The organism is Sphingobacterium sp. BIGb0165 (assembly GCF_024810095.1).
Taxonomy (GTDB): Bacteria; Bacteroidota; Bacteroidia; order Sphingobacteriales; family Sphingobacteriaceae; genus Sphingobacterium; species Sphingobacterium detergens.
This window is the reverse complement of the sequence record NZ_JANUEB010000007.1, coordinates 340,974-356,812: the sequence shown is the minus strand read 5'-3', so window position 1 is coordinate 356,812 and position 15,839 is coordinate 340,974. Positions and strand designations below refer to the sequence as shown.

General features: G+C 38.3%; 15 protein-coding genes and 2 tRNA genes. 6 read left to right on the top strand and 11 right to left on the bottom strand.

Features of this window, described 5'->3' with window-relative positions; translation table 11 throughout:
- Positions 1 to 67: 67 nt before the first annotated feature.
- Together M2408_RS18095 and M2408_RS18090 are read right to left on the bottom strand one after the other, a co-directional pair.
- The gene (locus M2408_RS18095; protein WP_120262236.1) at positions 68 to 1,552 is read right to left on the bottom strand and encodes an LptF/LptG family permease; all 1,485 of its coding nucleotides are present in this window, start codon (positions 1,550 to 1,552) and stop codon (positions 68 to 70) included.
- A gap of 101 nt (positions 1,553 to 1,653) precedes the next feature.
- On the bottom strand, positions 1,654 to 2,031 hold the full coding sequence (locus M2408_RS18090; protein ID WP_120262237.1) for an START-like domain-containing protein: 378 nt from the start codon (positions 2,029 to 2,031) through the stop codon (positions 1,654 to 1,656).
- Positions 2,032 to 2,096: 65 nt separating this feature from the next.
- Here M2408_RS18090 and M2408_RS18085 point away from each other — a divergent pair.
- From M2408_RS18085 to M2408_RS18075, 3 genes are all read left to right on the top strand, one after another.
- Positions 2,097 to 2,170 (top strand) — tRNA-Met (locus tag M2408_RS18085).
- Between the two features lie 292 nt (positions 2,171 to 2,462).
- Positions 2,463 to 2,536 (top strand) — tRNA-Met (locus tag M2408_RS18080).
- A gap of 246 nt (positions 2,537 to 2,782) precedes the next feature.
- Positions 2,783 to 4,699: a peptide-N-glycosidase F-related protein gene (locus M2408_RS18075; protein ID WP_259184426.1), complete on the top strand. Its 1,917-nt coding sequence runs from the start codon at positions 2,783 to 2,785 to the stop codon at positions 4,697 to 4,699.
- A 52-nt stretch (positions 4,700 to 4,751) separates the two neighbouring features.
- Here M2408_RS18075 and M2408_RS18070 read toward each other — a convergent pair whose 3' ends face one another.
- From M2408_RS18070 to M2408_RS18060, 3 genes are all read right to left on the bottom strand, one after another.
- Positions 4,752 to 6,431, bottom strand: coding sequence for a hypothetical protein (locus M2408_RS18070; RefSeq protein ID WP_259184412.1), 1,680 nt, complete (start codon positions 6,429 to 6,431; stop codon positions 4,752 to 4,754).
- A 1-nt stretch (position 6,432) separates the two neighbouring features.
- Entirely contained in the window at positions 6,433 to 7,209 is a 777-nt protein-coding gene (locus tag M2408_RS18065; protein WP_259184409.1) for an ABC transporter ATP-binding protein, read from the bottom strand.
- Positions 7,210 to 7,321: 112 nt separating this feature from the next.
- Positions 7,322 to 7,711: a hypothetical protein gene (locus M2408_RS18060; RefSeq protein WP_120262241.1), complete on the bottom strand. Its 390-nt coding sequence runs from the start codon at positions 7,709 to 7,711 to the stop codon at positions 7,322 to 7,324.
- A 206-nt stretch (positions 7,712 to 7,917) separates the two neighbouring features.
- Here M2408_RS18060 and M2408_RS18055 point away from each other — a divergent pair, with 206 nt between their 5' ends.
- Positions 7,918 to 8,178: a hypothetical protein gene (locus tag M2408_RS18055; protein ID WP_120262242.1), complete on the top strand. Its 261-nt coding sequence runs from the start codon at positions 7,918 to 7,920 to the stop codon at positions 8,176 to 8,178.
- Here the strand turns inward: M2408_RS18055 and M2408_RS18050 are convergent.
- The 6 genes from M2408_RS18050 to rplM all read right to left on the bottom strand — a co-directional run bounded on the left by M2408_RS18050 (position 8,175) and on the right by rplM (position 13,017).
- A complete protein-coding gene (locus tag M2408_RS18050) occupies positions 8,175 to 8,999 on the bottom strand; it encodes an AraC family transcriptional regulator (RefSeq protein WP_259184407.1) in 825 nt (274 codons plus the stop codon). The genes M2408_RS18055 and M2408_RS18050 overlap by 4 nt on opposite strands.
- A gap of 125 nt (positions 9,000 to 9,124) precedes the next feature.
- Entirely contained in the window at positions 9,125 to 9,988 is an 864-nt protein-coding gene (locus M2408_RS18045) for an SDR family oxidoreductase (protein ID WP_120262275.1), read from the bottom strand.
- Between the two features lie 337 nt (positions 9,989 to 10,325).
- The gene (gene tsf, locus M2408_RS18040) at positions 10,326 to 11,162 is read right to left on the bottom strand and encodes a translation elongation factor Ts (protein WP_120262244.1); all 837 of its coding nucleotides are present in this window, start codon (positions 11,160 to 11,162) and stop codon (positions 10,326 to 10,328) included.
- Between the two features lie 197 nt (positions 11,163 to 11,359).
- The gene (gene rpsB / locus M2408_RS18035) at positions 11,360 to 12,157 is read right to left on the bottom strand and encodes a 30S ribosomal protein S2 (protein WP_104385702.1); all 798 of its coding nucleotides are present in this window, start codon (positions 12,155 to 12,157) and stop codon (positions 11,360 to 11,362) included.
- An 18-nt stretch (positions 12,158 to 12,175) separates the two neighbouring features.
- Positions 12,176 to 12,562, bottom strand: a complete 387-nt coding sequence (gene rpsI / locus M2408_RS18030) for a 30S ribosomal protein S9 (RefSeq protein ID WP_077437656.1) — start codon at positions 12,560 to 12,562, stop codon at positions 12,176 to 12,178.
- Between the two features lie 11 nt (positions 12,563 to 12,573).
- Positions 12,574 to 13,017: a 50S ribosomal protein L13 gene (rplM, locus tag M2408_RS18025; protein ID WP_120262245.1), complete on the bottom strand. Its 444-nt coding sequence runs from the start codon at positions 13,015 to 13,017 to the stop codon at positions 12,574 to 12,576.
- A 235-nt stretch (positions 13,018 to 13,252) separates the two neighbouring features.
- Between rplM and M2408_RS18020 the strand changes: the two genes are divergently transcribed.
- Both M2408_RS18020 and M2408_RS18015 read left to right on the top strand, forming a co-directional pair.
- Positions 13,253 to 14,974, top strand: coding sequence for a hypothetical protein (locus tag M2408_RS18020; RefSeq protein ID WP_259184362.1), 1,722 nt, complete (start codon positions 13,253 to 13,255; stop codon positions 14,972 to 14,974).
- On the top strand, positions 14,964 to 15,767 hold the full coding sequence (locus M2408_RS18015) for a DUF4292 domain-containing protein (protein WP_259184360.1): 804 nt from the start codon (positions 14,964 to 14,966) through the stop codon (positions 15,765 to 15,767). The genes M2408_RS18020 and M2408_RS18015 overlap by 11 nt, the downstream gene beginning before the upstream one ends.
- The last annotated feature ends 72 nt before the right edge of the window (positions 15,768 to 15,839 follow it).

The following is a 15,839-nucleotide window of genomic DNA, read 5'->3' as shown; positions in this document are numbered from 1 at the left end:
TGTTATATTGTATTGATACAAAGTTAGTGTAGAATCTAATTTTATTTATAATAGCGTTGTCACAAATCTAATGTGACTCCTTTAATTTATTCTTTTTACCAAATTTCTCTTTGATCCATTTCCAGGCCGCTTCTGCTTTTAATTTGTACTGATCAATATCAAACAAAGCCGAATCTGTAGTCGATTTATAGGTTAAAAATGCAGCAAGGGGAGTTAATATGATAATAGCCATCCACATACCTACAGCCGAAGATATAGCACCATCTTTAGCCGTTTTTTCCGACACTGTAGAGATGATATGATAGATTAAGAAAAAGATAATGGCCATAACGACAGGAAGTCCGAGACCTCCCTTTCTAATAATGGCACCTAAAGGCGCTCCAATAGCAAATAACAGTAGACAAGATACGGCCAATGTGAACTTTCTATGCCATTCAATGCGATAACGTATATCTTTTGTTTTATAATCTTTAAATTCAAGGGTGCGGCTGTTGAGATCCTCTTTTAAATAGTTTAGCTGGCTCAGGGCATTCATGGTGATCTGTGTCCGTTGTTCAGGAGGTACAAGATCAGCTACTAAATCTTTATAAGGTTTGATCTTCGCTTCTTTTACCTTTGGCAGGCCAGGTTGATTTGCACTAAAATACTTCGAATAGATATTATAGCGCGTATCAAGAGTTCGTGTAATTGCTTTACCCATACTGTCGATTTTAACATGGTTGGAGTCAATATACATATCCAGTTGTCTAAGATTTAACATTGCATGGTGGCTCTTGAAAAGACTTTCATCTGTTTTACCTTGTTGAAAGCTACCCATGTCGAACTTCTGTTCCGTTTCCTTAAATTTAAAGCGTGTGAATTGCTGGCGTGGATCGTATGTTTTTGAGTTCTTTGTGCGCGACTCTTCATAGCGTATACCATCCTTCAATTTGAGGATCATATAACTATTGTCTGGTGAATTATAAATGTATCCTTCTTTTGCCATTAGCACATTGTTGGCCGTATTGCCACCCCGATGATCATAGATCATTAAGTCATAGAGAATCGTTCCTTCCCTATTTTTGCCTCTTGCACGAATGGAGTATCCTGGAATTGTATTATTGAAAATACCGGGTTTGATCAGAAAGTCCGCCTTTTTATTACGTACATCTGTCAGCAAGGTTCCCATTTTTAGGTTGACCACAGGTAAGATATAATCGGAAAATAGAAAGGAACTCGTAGCAAAAATCGCCACAAGTATAAATAGGGGGGTCATGGCTTTACGTAAAGATACGCCTGCTGCTTTAATGGCCACAAGTTCATAGCTTTCTCCCAAGTTTCCAAAGGTCATAATGGAAGACAATAACATGGATAAGGGCATCGCCATTTGAATTTGAACAATGCATTGATACCCAATAAGCTCCATAATGGTGTACCATTCAAATCCTTTTCCGATCAAATCATCGATGTATTTAAATAGGAAAAGCATCAATAACACAAACATCACAATAAAAAATGTGACAATGAACGGTTTAATGAAAGCTTGAAGAATAAGTAAATGAACCTTTTTCATCCGTGACGCTAAGCAAATTGATGCCTTTACATTAAAGCATCTTCCAGCCAAGGAGCTCTTTTAGAGCCCTTGGTGAAAATATATTGCAAAGATAGGTTTTTTTATGCACCTATAACACTTTGAAGATAGACGATTGAATTTTTCCAGATTAATTTTCTGTTTTCCAAGTCCTCTTCTTTAGCAAAATCTATTATTTTAAGTGCGACGTCGTTTGTCAGCTCATCTTGATCGATCTCTAGATCGAAGAAATAAGGATCATCATCGAGCCACTTAAAACGCACTGATTTGTTTTCTTTTGATGCTACGATTTTTGCGCGATGCGGTTCATCGTCCCAAATGAAGGTATAAACAGTGTCTTTGTAGTTTACATCGTCTGCAAACCATTGTGCCAGTTCGTTTGGTTCTTGCAAATACGGAAATAAAATTCTAGGTGAAGAGTTGATGATATATTCTAGTTGGAATTTTATTTTATCTGCCATAAAAATGTTTTTTTAAATTTCAGTTTGTTTAAATCAAAAATAAGCTATATTTGCATTCCCAAAATGGCGGGGTAGCTCAGATGGTTAGAGCGTTGGATTCATAACCCAAAGGTCGGCAGTTCGATTCTGCTCCCCGCTACAAATCTCTTCCCATTTTGCTTTTTATCGCATAAACTTATTATTTGTAATAATACATATTTATTTTGTTATTGCAAGTTTTTTTGTGAAAAGTTGAAGGCTTTTTAGCAAATATTTGAATTTAAAATCGCGCAAATCTTATCCCGACTTTTTTCCTAACTGAAACGTTATTTTACTTCGTTAAGAATGAGTTTGTTGTGTGGTATAATGATTTTTGAATAGGATAAATCGCTAAAAAAAATAAAAAAATCTTTTGAATTGACAGGCGAAGTGGTATATTTGCATACCGAAACGGCGGGGTAGCTCAGATGGTTAGAGCGCAGGATTCATAACCCTGAGGTCGGCAGTTCGATCCTGCTCCCCGCTACTTTTAAAAAGGAAAGTCTAAATATAGATTTTCCTTTTTTTTTGAACCATTTTTGAAATCACCTTTGATTAGAACACCATTTTTTCCACCCCAAAGGTTGCCTAGCAATAGCCATATGTTGGCGATCAAGCATTGTTTTGTAATACAATTTCCGCGTATATCATGCCTGATGCACCCTGATGATAGGTTGTGACATTAAATTCATGTATATTTATGCGGTTTCTTACCTATTATTTTTTTACTATAATGAACTTCAGACCTATTCTTATTCTAGTGTGGCTTATTATCGGTTATCATGCTATTGCGCAAAAGAAAGCAATAAGCCATGTTGTCACGCACAACCGTACTACGATTATTTGTGATGCCACTAAAGGAGAAAACCCTTATCCAGCATGGGGGGTATTTCCCAAGGCCGAATACCCCGTAAGAAAAATAACCATGCATGTCACTTTGGGAAGTCCTGATAGCTTAAACACTGCACATTGGGATTATCTGGATCATATCGTGTTGAGACGCAAAGGGGGAGCGAAAGGAGAGGTGCTGAACTATGAATTGGGCCGGATGCTCACCCCCTATGGGAGTATTTATAACAAAGGGTGGAATTGGAAGTGGCAGGTAGATGTGACCGACTTTGCCCCTTTTTTGCGAGATAGCGTTGAGATTGTATATGTACATTCGGGTTTTGAGGATAAAACAGTAGGTTGGGCACTTAGCATAGATTTCGAAATTCTATCGGGACCTCCAGTTGTTACACCTCTTGGTATAACACCTTTGTGGAATAAGGGCTATAAATACGGCGATCCCAACGAGAAGATAGAGGAGAATTTATTGCCGGTAACTTACGAATCGCTTGGGCAAGCAGCCTTAAGCCGTATACGTATTCAGCATACAGGACATGGTATGGACAAACCTCGTGGTTGCAGCGAGTTTTGTACACGATGGCGTGAACTCATGCTCGACGGAAAGGTCGTTGACCTGCGGGATATGTGGAAAAAGTGTGGCGATAACCCTTTATACCCGCAAGGCGGGACATGGATCTTTGACCGGGCGTATTGGTGTCCCGGTGATCTGCAGCAACCTGATGTAATCGATGTATTCACGAAGCCGGGCCCCCATACTGCAGCACTGCGAATGGAACCCTATACTGCTTCAAGCAATATACAGGCGGTTGAAAATATCTCAGCTTACTTGTTTCATTATTCGAAACCCAAGCAAAAAATAGATGCTGCCGTTGAATCTATTATGGTACCAAACGACGAGCAACGTTTTTCGAGATTAAACCCAGCCAGTTCTGGCCCACGGATATCTTTCAGAAACCTAGGGGCAGATCCGTTGCATTCGCTTACAATTGTGTATGGAACTAAGGGATTTCCTTCTAAAAGATTTCATTGGAAGGGAAATCTTTCTTTTAATCAAGTGGCAGATGTAATGCTGCCAGGGGAAATTCAGGAAAAAGATGGTGAAAATGTCTTTCATGTAGCGCTTATCAAACCGAATGGTAAGAAAGATGCATGGTCAGAAGACAATGAAATGGAAGTTGTTTTTACAGCACCAGAGAAATTTCCCAATGAATTTGTTGTGAAATTTCTTACAAATAAAGTACCTCAAGACAATAGTATTTCTTTAATAAATGCTCAGCAGGATACCGTTTTTCAAAAGAAGGCGGCACAGTTAATTGCGCTCACACTATATACTGATACGATACGCCTTGCGGCAGGCAATTACTCCTTTCGCTTGATAGATACCGCTGGAAATGGACTACAGTTTTGGGCACAACCCGAAAACGGAGATGGTTATCTTCGCATCTTCGACCTGAAAGGAAACCTTATTCATGCATTTGAAAGTGATTGTGGAGTGGGTGAAATGTTTAGTTTTAAGGCTGTTCCGGGATTTGAAATGGATACAATAAAGGCTCAATATGCATTTTCCCTGTATCCAAGATCGGTGGTTGACCAAACGCAGTTAAATGTGGTATCCAATAAGCAGAGCGATATGACTGTGCGGATAACGGTTGACGGTGTGCTATGGCAAAAGCATGAATATAAAGCTGTTAAGAATGCAATATTCAACTATGATCTTAATCATCTTCCTAAAGGAAGGATAATTGTAGAAGCTTTTATGGATGGTATCAGTCGGTTTAAAGGACGGATCAATAAAAAGTAGTCGTGAAATACACAGGCCCCATTTCTGGAGCCTGTGTATTCATGGTAATTTCTTAATTATCATCAAAGGCCAGGCTTTTCCAATCCTCTTTTTGTAAATATTTGAGCATGATAAAAAACAATATCCAGGCGAGTACTACCAGTCCCCAAATCAATAGTTCATACTGAAAGATAACTTTATGAAGATAGCCCAAAAGTCCGAGTAAACCTAAGATCAATAAGTTGACCAGTGCTTTTGAACTGGATTGACTCGCTTTGGAAAAAGGGTAGTTTTTTACGAGAAAGAGCATGATCAGGATACTTTCGATTCCGCCAACAGCCGACGAAAGCAATAAGTCATTTATGGACCTGATACCGAATAGAGGAACACAAATGCAAAGAAATAGAACATTAAATGGTAGTACGTATTTAATAAGACATGCTTTAAGTACACCGGTCATAAATTGTCCCGGACGATCTATTGGCGTGACATAATAGATCCAAGCGGCCTTATATTTATTGCTCTGTGTGATCAGCTGAAATACAGTCAATATAGTTAGTAGTGAGAGGTAAAACATAACGATATATAAGCCAGATTCCCCTAACTTAACCAGTTTTTCTCTTATCGGCAAGCCTTCACCAGTCCGTAAAAATAGAAATACAAAATAGATGGGTAAATAGGCCAAAGAGGGGTAAAGCTGCTGCTTAAATTCCCTTGTTTTTGAACTTATAAGCCATACAATACTAAACCCAGCCTCTTCAAGAGGAGATGAGCACAGCTTTGTTCCTAATTTTTTATATAACGGGCGTTTTGTGAGGTTTTGCGAAATCACTTTTGTTGATTCAGGTAAAGGTGCATCTGCACTGGCGAGAGCGGCTATTTTTGCGTTAAAACCCCTAGAAAACAACTGTGTACAAGCATAGATCCCAAAGAGCGGAACAGCTATACCCAAAACAGAAAATAGGATGATCTGTAGACTATGGTCACCCAAAAGCAGAGATTGAAAAGAAGCAATCCAGGTACTGGGAAATAACCAAAGGAATTTGAGCTGTTCAATGGTCAATTGAGACTCGACGATTGTTTGAATCAGATTGGGGCCAAGGTAATAGGCTAAAAAAATGATCATTGAAAGCCCAATTTGTAGATAGGTAATAATGTCTTTAAATTTTTGGATGGGTAGATATTTGATGCTTATTAGATAGAAGCCGTTGACGAATACCAATGCTACAAGTGTGCTTAATAGCAGTTGTACAACCAGTAGAAAAATGGCGATAATATCCCAGTTGAAGAACACATAGATTAAAAGTGGCAAGCATAATGCAATGACCTGATTGAAAAGTTTAATGGCAATAAATGTTATTCGCGATAATGCTATCGTTCGATCGTTGACCGGCTTGGGCATAATGATGTATTGATCTCTGGTATCCAAAAGTATGGGCGAAAAGTCCGACACTAATGTAATGCTCAGCATGCTGATAAAACAAAGCAGCATAATAGCAAGAGCTAAGTAGCGATCCGGAATTAGAATTAGAATAACCATGAACATCAAACCAATGATCATATACAAGATAAACTGTATAATAGAGGACGAAGAGGAAGACTTTCCTGTATTCCGTTTCTTAAATGTGATTGGCTTTCTGTTATCTAGGGTAACTTTAGTCTCTAAAATAATTTTAAACTGTGCAAAGTTTACCCCCAAATTTTCCCATACTCCCCTAAATAGAAGAATAAATCGTAAGATATATCTTTCCATATTATTGAATAGCGGTGATGATGTCAGATGCATCCAATGCATCGTTGTCGGTATTGGTTAATTTTGCAAATATGTGCTCAAGTGATTCGTTGGGATTTGACTTCAATTCGTCAATCGTTCCATCCGCAATAATACTCCCCTGACTGATCAGGAGGATTCGATCGGATACTTTTTCAACGACATCCATCATGTGTGAGCAGTAAAAAATAGTCTTACCTTCTTTGGCGAGTAATGATATGAGTTCCTTCACGAAGATTACCGCATTGGCATCTAGCCCAGACAGGGGCTCATCCAGGATGATGATCTGCGGATTATGGATAATACCGGATATAAGGAGCACCTTCTGACGCATACCTTTGGAAAAGGTATCCATTCTATTATTCGCATTTACGGCTAGACCGAATGCGCTTAATAATTTGAGGGAACGTCCCTGGATCGTATGATCCTCCATACCATATAATTTTCCGACAAAATCGAGATATTCCATTGGGGTCAATACTTCGTAAAGTTCCGCATTTTCAGGAACATACCCGAGTTGAGATTTTATGGAAAGGGGATCCTTTTGAATATCGATACCATTGATCTCAACTTTACCGGTGAAATCTTCAATCAATCCGGTCAATATTTTGACCGTGGTAGACTTTCCTGCACCATTGGGACCTATATAGCCAATGACCTGACCTGGAAATATATCCAGATTGATTCCCTTTAAAATTTCTTTTGTTCCGTATGATTTTTTTAGGTCAATGATACGAATGAGCGGCAACAAACCTTCCATATATTTAAATCTTCTAACGTAAACTTACATAAAAATATAGAGTTGCGGGCTTTATTTATTCAGAAAAAAGGAGTCCTAAGACTCCTTTCAAAACTACTTTATAATTGGAAAACTACCTGTCATTTTTTGGATATCCTTCTTCATCAAGATCATCTCTGAGATCTTCTTCATTTTGGGCCAGCTTTTTATCTAAAGGGGATAGTCGATTGTGCTTGAAACTTTCGATTCGCATATGTGCATCCTCTAACTCATCTTCCTCTAAATCTTCACGATCAGCGTATTCATCTCCGACAAAAGGATTTGAATTATCATAAGTAGAGTCATCATCTATTGCACCTTCGGATAGTGTGTCATAATTTGCCGGATGATCGTAATCGGGATCATTATCGTCCACATCCAGCTCATAACTGTCCATATCTTTGTTATAAGCTAGATTTTGCTCCGAATCAGAGTAGTCAGCTTCGACTTTTCCCTTCGTCTTTTTGTCTTCCGTGCTAGCCATAATCCTATGATTTATCTTCAATAATACAACAGGCAGCAGCGTGAAAAGTTTTAAAAAATATCAGAAGACTCCGGATGTAGTATATTTTTTTTAGCAATTGATAAATTCGCTAAAATAGTGATCATAAAGGCATAAAATTCTATCTGATAATGCAAACAAATTGAAAACATCATTGTTACTAATAGTAACAGTAAATCTTGGCCATTATGATTTTCAAGCGTTTAAATTATCAGACATTACAGAGTTTGCGCCTACAGGGGTATAATATCTTATTGACCATCGGGCGTTCAGAAGATGAGAACCCAATTTATTTCCCCATGAAATTGGAATCATTCAATTCGACACAGACAAATACCAGTAGCGGACAAGAACGTACACTCCAGGGTCAGAAGATATTGATTCTCGACGAAGCGATCCAACGTTCGCTAAATAATGACCTCAATGGTGTCATTCAACTTGACAACTAGCTGACTGTTTTTCTAGATTTTTTATAAGCACTTGGGGTTATATTTCTCTTTTTCTTATAAAAGTTGGTCAGGTGACTTTCATCGTTAAAACCTAGTTCATCCACAATCTGTTTCATGCTGTATTGGCTCGATGCCAATCTTTCTTCGATAAGTTGGGTACGAATATCGTCTATATACAGTTTATAACTTTTCTGGTATTTTTTCTTAAAAAAGGCGCCGAAGTAATTGGCCGAAATCTGAAAATGATCAGCTATATTTTTTATTTGTAGTTTGTCTGGGAAATAGATGTTTTGTTGGATATAAGCTTCTATTTCTTGAGACATGTCACGGGACTCATTGATCGGAAGATCCAGATCTTTTAATATATTTTCAATTAATGCAAAGAGTGACATCACTTGATGAAAGACAAAGGTAGAGGTCGCTGCATTTTCAGATTCTCCCTGTTGATAGATTAAGGAGATTACTTTTTCTATTAATTTTCTATTCTCCTTTTTAAGGGACAGGCTTTTATTGCGTAGTGTTTCTGAATTGAAAATATCCTGAGGATTGTAAGATAAACAAAAATTTTGTTGTATATGATGCAGATCTTTAAAGTAATGGGTTGAAAAATATAAAATAAATACACTTGAATCTTTCTTACTTTCAAGTATTTCTGAAGCGGTATTCAGGAAGAGCAGATTTTCTTTGAGAAATTTTGCACCATTGTTTTTTGATACCAACGTGCCTTCCGAAATATAAGCCAATGCAAAATCAAAACCTAGTTCGCTTAGATCAATCTTTTGCTTATGTTTGATTTTTTCGGGGAGAAAGGATAAATTCATTGTGTACTTGTAAATTTTGTTTTATCGAATGATAATCGATATGACAGCCAAATATCGTTATTTTGGATTATATCTTTTGACTTTTTAAAGAAAACAATGTGCTGTTGTAGGTTCCAGAAATAGGACTAAGTACTTTTTGCACTTCGCGTCATTTTTTCGATATTATCCCATTGTTCTTCAGGAATAATATCTAGACCATTAAATTCTCCTGCGCCTTTTAACCATTCTCCACCATCTATTGTTATGACATCGCCATTAATGTAGCTGGAATAATCCGATACAAGATATGCCGCAAGATCAGCCAGCTCGTCTAATTGACCCAAACGTCCTAAGGGAATCCGTTTCGTAGGAGATAGTAGTTCTCCTAATTCACCTGGTAGTAGGCGCTCCATGGCACCTGAGGTCTGAAACGGACCGGGGGCAATTGCATTTAAACGTATTCCTTTTTTTCCCCATTCAACAGCAAGGGATCTTGTCATAGCCAATACACCAGCCTTGGCTGTCGCGGAAGGAACAACATAACCAGATCCTGTCCATGCGTAAGTCGTTACAATGCTAAGCACCGTTTTATTTTGGTCCTTATTTTCAATCCAACGTTTGCCCAATGCTAATGTGTAATTTATACTACCCTGAAGTACAATTCCGATGACAGACTCAAAAGCACGATGACTAAGCCGCTCGGTAGGGGATATAAAATTTCCTGCAGCATTGTTGATTAGGATGTCGATCCCGCCCAATTGTTCGTAGCCATAAGCTACTACACGCTCGACATCTTCATAATTACGTACATCTCCAGCTATGGCCAGGCATGTGCCTTGGTGTTTTTCGGATAGTTCTTTTGCTGTATGTTGAATCACATCATCCTTTCGGCTGCTGATCAAGCAGGAAGCACCCAGCTCTAGGAAATAATCAGTCATCGCTTTTCCTAGCCCCGTACCACCACCTGTAATTAAAATGCGTTTGCCTTTTAGTGCACCTTCTTTTAACATGCCCATATCTTGTTTCGTTTTATGTATGATTAAGTTACATAAATTTGAATGAAAATAAAAGTGATGGATGAAAGACGGGGGAAGTGATTGTGGTAAATGATAGGGCTAACAGGACGATAGGGGAACCTGAGGATCGTAACAAATGATAGGCAAACATAGGGAAGATGAAGATAAATTATTGGGAAAACGGGAATGATGGGGAACGGAGAGATGGTAACAAATGATAGGAGAATGGGACTGTAGGAGGTTGACCGCCTATAAATAAAAAAACAGGGACTATTTTGTCAATAGCCCCTGTTTTTATTTTTTCCGATCTATTGCTCGAAAGGAAATATGCTTATGCGCCTAATTGTACGCGTTTGAAAGCAGTTACTGTCAATCCTTTAGAAACTGAATCTAAGAATTGAGCGATATTTTTAGAAGAATCTTTTACAAATTCTTGGTTCAACAAAGTAGTGTCTTTGAAGAATTTGTTCAATTTACCTTGAGCGATTTTCTCAGCCATCTCTGCTGGTTTACCTTCTGCAATGATTTGCTCTTTCGCGATAGCGATTTCACGCTCGATTGTGTTTTGATCAACACCGTCTTTATCGATTGCGATAGGGTTCATCGCTGCGATTTGCATAGCAACATCTTTACCAGCTTCTTCAGCACCAGCTGCGTCAGCAGAAAGACCTACTAATACACCTAAACGGTAGTTACCGTGGATATAAGCGATTACTTTCTCTGCAGTGATAGTTTCGTATTTAGAAACGTCAATTTTCTCACCGATTACACCAGTTTGCTCGATCAAAGCATCAGCGATTTTCTTGCCATCAATTTCCAAACCTTTCAATTCTTCCAAAGAAGCAGGTTTGTTGTTTAACGCTAGGTCTGCGATTTTTTCTGCGAAAGCTACGAAATCTGAGTTTTTAGCTACGAAGTCAGTTTCACAGTTTACTTCAACTACGATACCTGATTTACCATCAGCAGTTGCTTTAGCGATGATAACACCTTCGTTAGAGTCGCGATCTTGACGGCTAGCAGCTACTTTAGCGCCTTTTTTGCGCAAGTAATCTACAGCAGCTTCAAAGTCACCATTAGACTCAACCAAAGCTTTTTTACAATCCATCATACCAGCGCCAGTTTGTTGACGCAATTTGTTTACATCTGATGCAGAAATTTGTACTGACATGTTTATTTCTTTTTATTATTGTTTACTACTGAAAATTTTGTACAATATTAACTTAAAACATGTTAAGCTAATATGAAGTTTAACATTCCTTGATAATCGGGAGCTGTTAAACCAAAAAACCGGACAGATAGGCTAGTTCAAGAAAAGTAATCTTTTCCAGAAACTAACGCTACGCTATCCGGTTTGGAATAAAAATATTATTCTCCGTCTTTCGCTTTGCGAGGACGTTTAGCTTCTGAAGCTTCACTATTGTCAACTTTTGCTTTTGCAGCAGCAGCATCTTTTTCAGCTTCTTCTTCTTTGTCGCGTTTGCGCTCGTCCAAACCTTCTTGGATTGCTTGACCAATGATGCTAGCGATTAAGCTAATAGATTTACTAGCGTCATCATTTGCAGGGATTGGGAAATCAATGTTTGAAGGGTCGGAGTTTGTATCTACCATCGCGAAAGTAGGGATGTTCAATTTCATTGCTTCAGAAACAGCGATGTGTTCTTTTTTCACATCGATGATGAATAAAGCAGCTGGCAAACGGTTCAAATCAGCGATACCTCCTAAAAGGTTTTCTAATTTGATACGCTCACGTTGAATCATCAACTTTTCTTTCTTAGACAATACATCATAAGTACCGTCTTTTTGCATTTTGTCGATGTTAGACATTTTTTTGATAGACTTACGAACTGTAGCGAAGTTTGTAAGCATACCACCTAACCAACGCTCAGTCACGAAAGGCATGTTAACCTCTTTAGCTTGTTGTGCGATGATTTCTTTTGCTTGTTTTTTCGTTGCTACGAATAAAACTTTGCGACCTGATTTTACGATTTGTTTGATAGCTGAAGCAGCTTCTTCTAATTTCGTAAGAGTTTTGTTCAAGTCAATGATGTGGATACCGTTGCGCTCCATGAAAATGTACTTAGCCATTTTCGGATCCCATTTACGTGTAAGGTGACCAAAGTGCACACCTGCATCCAATAAATCTTGATAAGTAGTTCTTGCCATTTTTTGATCCTCCTTTGATTAACGTTTACTGAATTGGAATCTTCTACGAGCTTTACGACGTCCTGGTTTCTTACGCTCAACCATACGGTCATCACGTGTTACTAAACCTTTAGCGCGTAATGCAGGTTTAACTTCTGGGTTAAGCTCAACCAAAGCTTTTGCGATCGCTAAGCGAACAGCTTCTGCTTGACCTTTAACACCACCTCCGTTAACGTTTACTTTTACATCAAAGTTTGCTAATTCACCAGCTACGCTCAATGATTGAGTAGCGATGTATTGCAAAGGTAATGTCGGGAAATACTCTTTGTAGTCTTTACCGTTTATGATAATGTTTCCGCTACCAGCAGTTAAGTAAATGCGGGCAACAGCAGTTTTTCTTCTTCCTGAAGTGTTAGTTGTTGACATGTCGATGTTCCTTAAAATTTAACTGGTTTTGGACTTTGTGCTTCATGTTTGTGCTCAGTACCAGCATAAACGTAAAGGTTCTTAAACAATTGACGACCTAAACGGTTTTTAGGAAGCATACCACGAACAGCTTTCTCAATGATGCGCTCAGGGAATTTTGCCATTAACTCTTTAGGAGAAACGAAACGTTGACCACCTGGGTAACCAGTGTAGCGTACGTAAACTTTGTCGCCTAATTTGTTTCCTGTCAATCTAATTTTGTCTGCATTGATAACAATAACGTTATCTCCACAGTCTACGTGTGGGGTGAATGTAGGCTTGTGCTTACCACGAATTACTTTCGCGATGTTGCTCGCCAAACGCCCCAAAATCTCTCCTTCAGCGTCAACAACGATCCACTCTTTGTTAACGGTGTTCTTGTTGGCAGAGACAGTTTTGTAACTTAACGTATTCACTTGCTTTTGTTTAAATAATTTGTAAATTTTTATTTATCTTCCCCTTATCACAAGGGTCTGCAAAGGTACATCTATTATTCTATATTTTAAAATCTATTTCACTTATTTTGTTGAAAACGAGCTAAGTTTCTAACTGGATGGGCCAATCTCAATATTTTTACAACTTCCTCGAGGGAATATTGTTACATTAGTTAGTATATTGCAGGAAGAATTTTTAATTATTTAGTGGAAGTAGATGAGATTGAATTTTTTAGATAAACGAGTTATTTTGGGTTTTGTTGGATTTCTTTTTGGTACAGTCAGCTTAGTGCAGGCTCAGTCGGTGGAGAAGAAGAGCAAACCCTACGATGCGCGGCTCAAAAATGTACAGGAAATATTAAAGCAAGGGAAAATCGGTCCTGGTGTAGATTCTTTAGATGCTATATTAGCAGATTATCCAAAAGCAGATGAAATCTATTTCACAAAGGCTATCCTTTTTGCCCAAATGCGAAATCAGGATGCCGCAATAGATGCCATAAAGGCAGCCCTAGAAATTCAACAGAAACCTGAGTATCTAAGCTTCGCAGTCGATGCCTTTAAAAGTAAAAATGATGCGGATAGCGCACTGATCTATCTGGATAAATTGATCAACATAGATGAAAATAACACAGCTTCATTGAAACGTGAACGTATCATGCTCCTTTTTAACGGGGGATATAAAGACGTGGCGCTCGAATATTTTCTTAAAACAAAAGAAATCGAAACCCCTTCCGATACGCTTGATATGGTGGGTAGTGTGCTGTTGAATGACGCTGGAGACTACAATGCTGTAATCGGTCTCCTAAAACCTTGGGCTGATAAAGGTACTAAATTAGCTCAGGTATACGGACAATTGGCTCAGGCTTATAATCTTTCTAAAAACTCAAAACTTGCATTGGAATATATCAATAAGGGTATTCAAACTTCGCAGGAGGACTTCCTTTATTTTGATTTGGCTGACCTGTACCGGTTAGATAAGAAAAACAAATTATCATTTGATGCATTAAAAAAAGGATTTCAATCCAAAAAGATTGATTTCGGAGACAAAAATAGAATTATCATGACCTTGATGGGACCTAAGAGTCCCTATTCTAATGCGCAGCTTTTGGAATTAGCCAATATTTTAGTAGAGGTGCACCCACGCATTGCAGAGAGCCATATGGCCAAAGGGCAGGTGTTGTGGCTGAACGAAGATAAAACAGCTGCACAAAGCTCGCTGGCAGTGGCTGTAAGTATGAATCCTTATCAGATCGATGCGTGGCGGATGTTGATGAGTCTAGATATGGATAAAGGAGAATTTGATCAAGCTATAGCCCATGGGGGAGAAGCCCTACATTATGTGGCCAATAATTCTACCATACTCTATTTCACAAGTATGGCCTACCTAATGAAAAAGGATACAGAGAATAGCCGTAAGTTTATGGAGGCAGCATTGAATAATGCGCAGGACGAAACTCCTTTTTTACAGGCGAATATCTATGGAGGACTGGGTGATATCTACAATACATTAAAGATGTATAAAGAATCGGATGCTGCCTATATGGAGGCGATTCGATTGGACAGCACAAATGTGACTGCCATGAACAATTTAGCGTACTATTTATCGTTAAGAAAAGAGCGGCTAGATGAAGCGACGAAATATGCAGCAATGGCTACTAAATTGCAGCCCAACAACGGAACATTTGAAGATACCTATGCTTGGGTTTTATTTGCCGACGGTAAATATGAAGATGCGCTGGTTTGGATTCAAAAAGCGATGAAAAATACAAATCCACCAACAGCAGTCTTACTTGAGCATTATGGTGATATTTTGGTCAAATTGGGTAAGACCAGTGAAGCGCTCAAACAATGGAATCTAGCACTTGAAAAAGGTCTGGATTCTGATGAAAGTAAACAGAAAGTAAAAAGGAAGATTGAGACAAAAAGCTATGTGGAATAAAATTGTTTGGGTAGGTATTCTGGTGACTCTGCTTTCTTCTTGTAGCTCTAAAAAGAAACTGTTGAAAGGAGCAGATCTCAAATCAGAGAATGAACTGGTTATTAAAGACAATACACGTGAAGCAAAGAAAACGACACTGCGTAATCTTTTTTTGACCAATTTAAGCTATTCGACGTTTTCGGGAAAGGCAAAAATGCGTCTCGACCTGGGTAAGGATAAGTTTGATGTTACCTCCAATATCCGGATCGAAAAAGATAAAAGGATCTGGATTTCGATTTCAGCAACCCTTGGAATTGAAGTCGCCCGGGTTTTAATTACGCCGGATAGCGTACAGATTCTGAATAAGTTTCAGAATGAGTATATGGTCAAACCATTTGACTATCTCTATCGTTTCGCAAGCCCTGATCTTACTTTTTCTAACCTACAGGATTTGCTTTTGGCGAATATATCCGTTAATCTTCTGGCAGATATCGATGCGGTGAATTTTAAACAAGATCCAAATTCTGTGCAGTTGGACGGAAAACTGAATGAACTTGATTTCTTATATAAATTGAACAACAATAATCGCCCCTACCAGTTCAGGCTGTCACAGTTGTCAAAAAAACAACTGTTGGAAGCAAATTATGGGGAATATGCAATGGCATCCGGTCAGGAATTTCCGATGCTGCTAAAAATGATTATTTCAGATGGACGTCAGGAGATAAAAACAGAGATTAATTTTAACAAAGTGACATTTAATGAACCTGTTGAAATGCCTTTTTCAGTGTCATCGCGATATAAAGTAATCCGATAAGAAGTTATCTATTTCCATTAGATTTATTACTTTCGCATTTAGTTTGCTATTGTAAATGAAAAAAATGGGGTT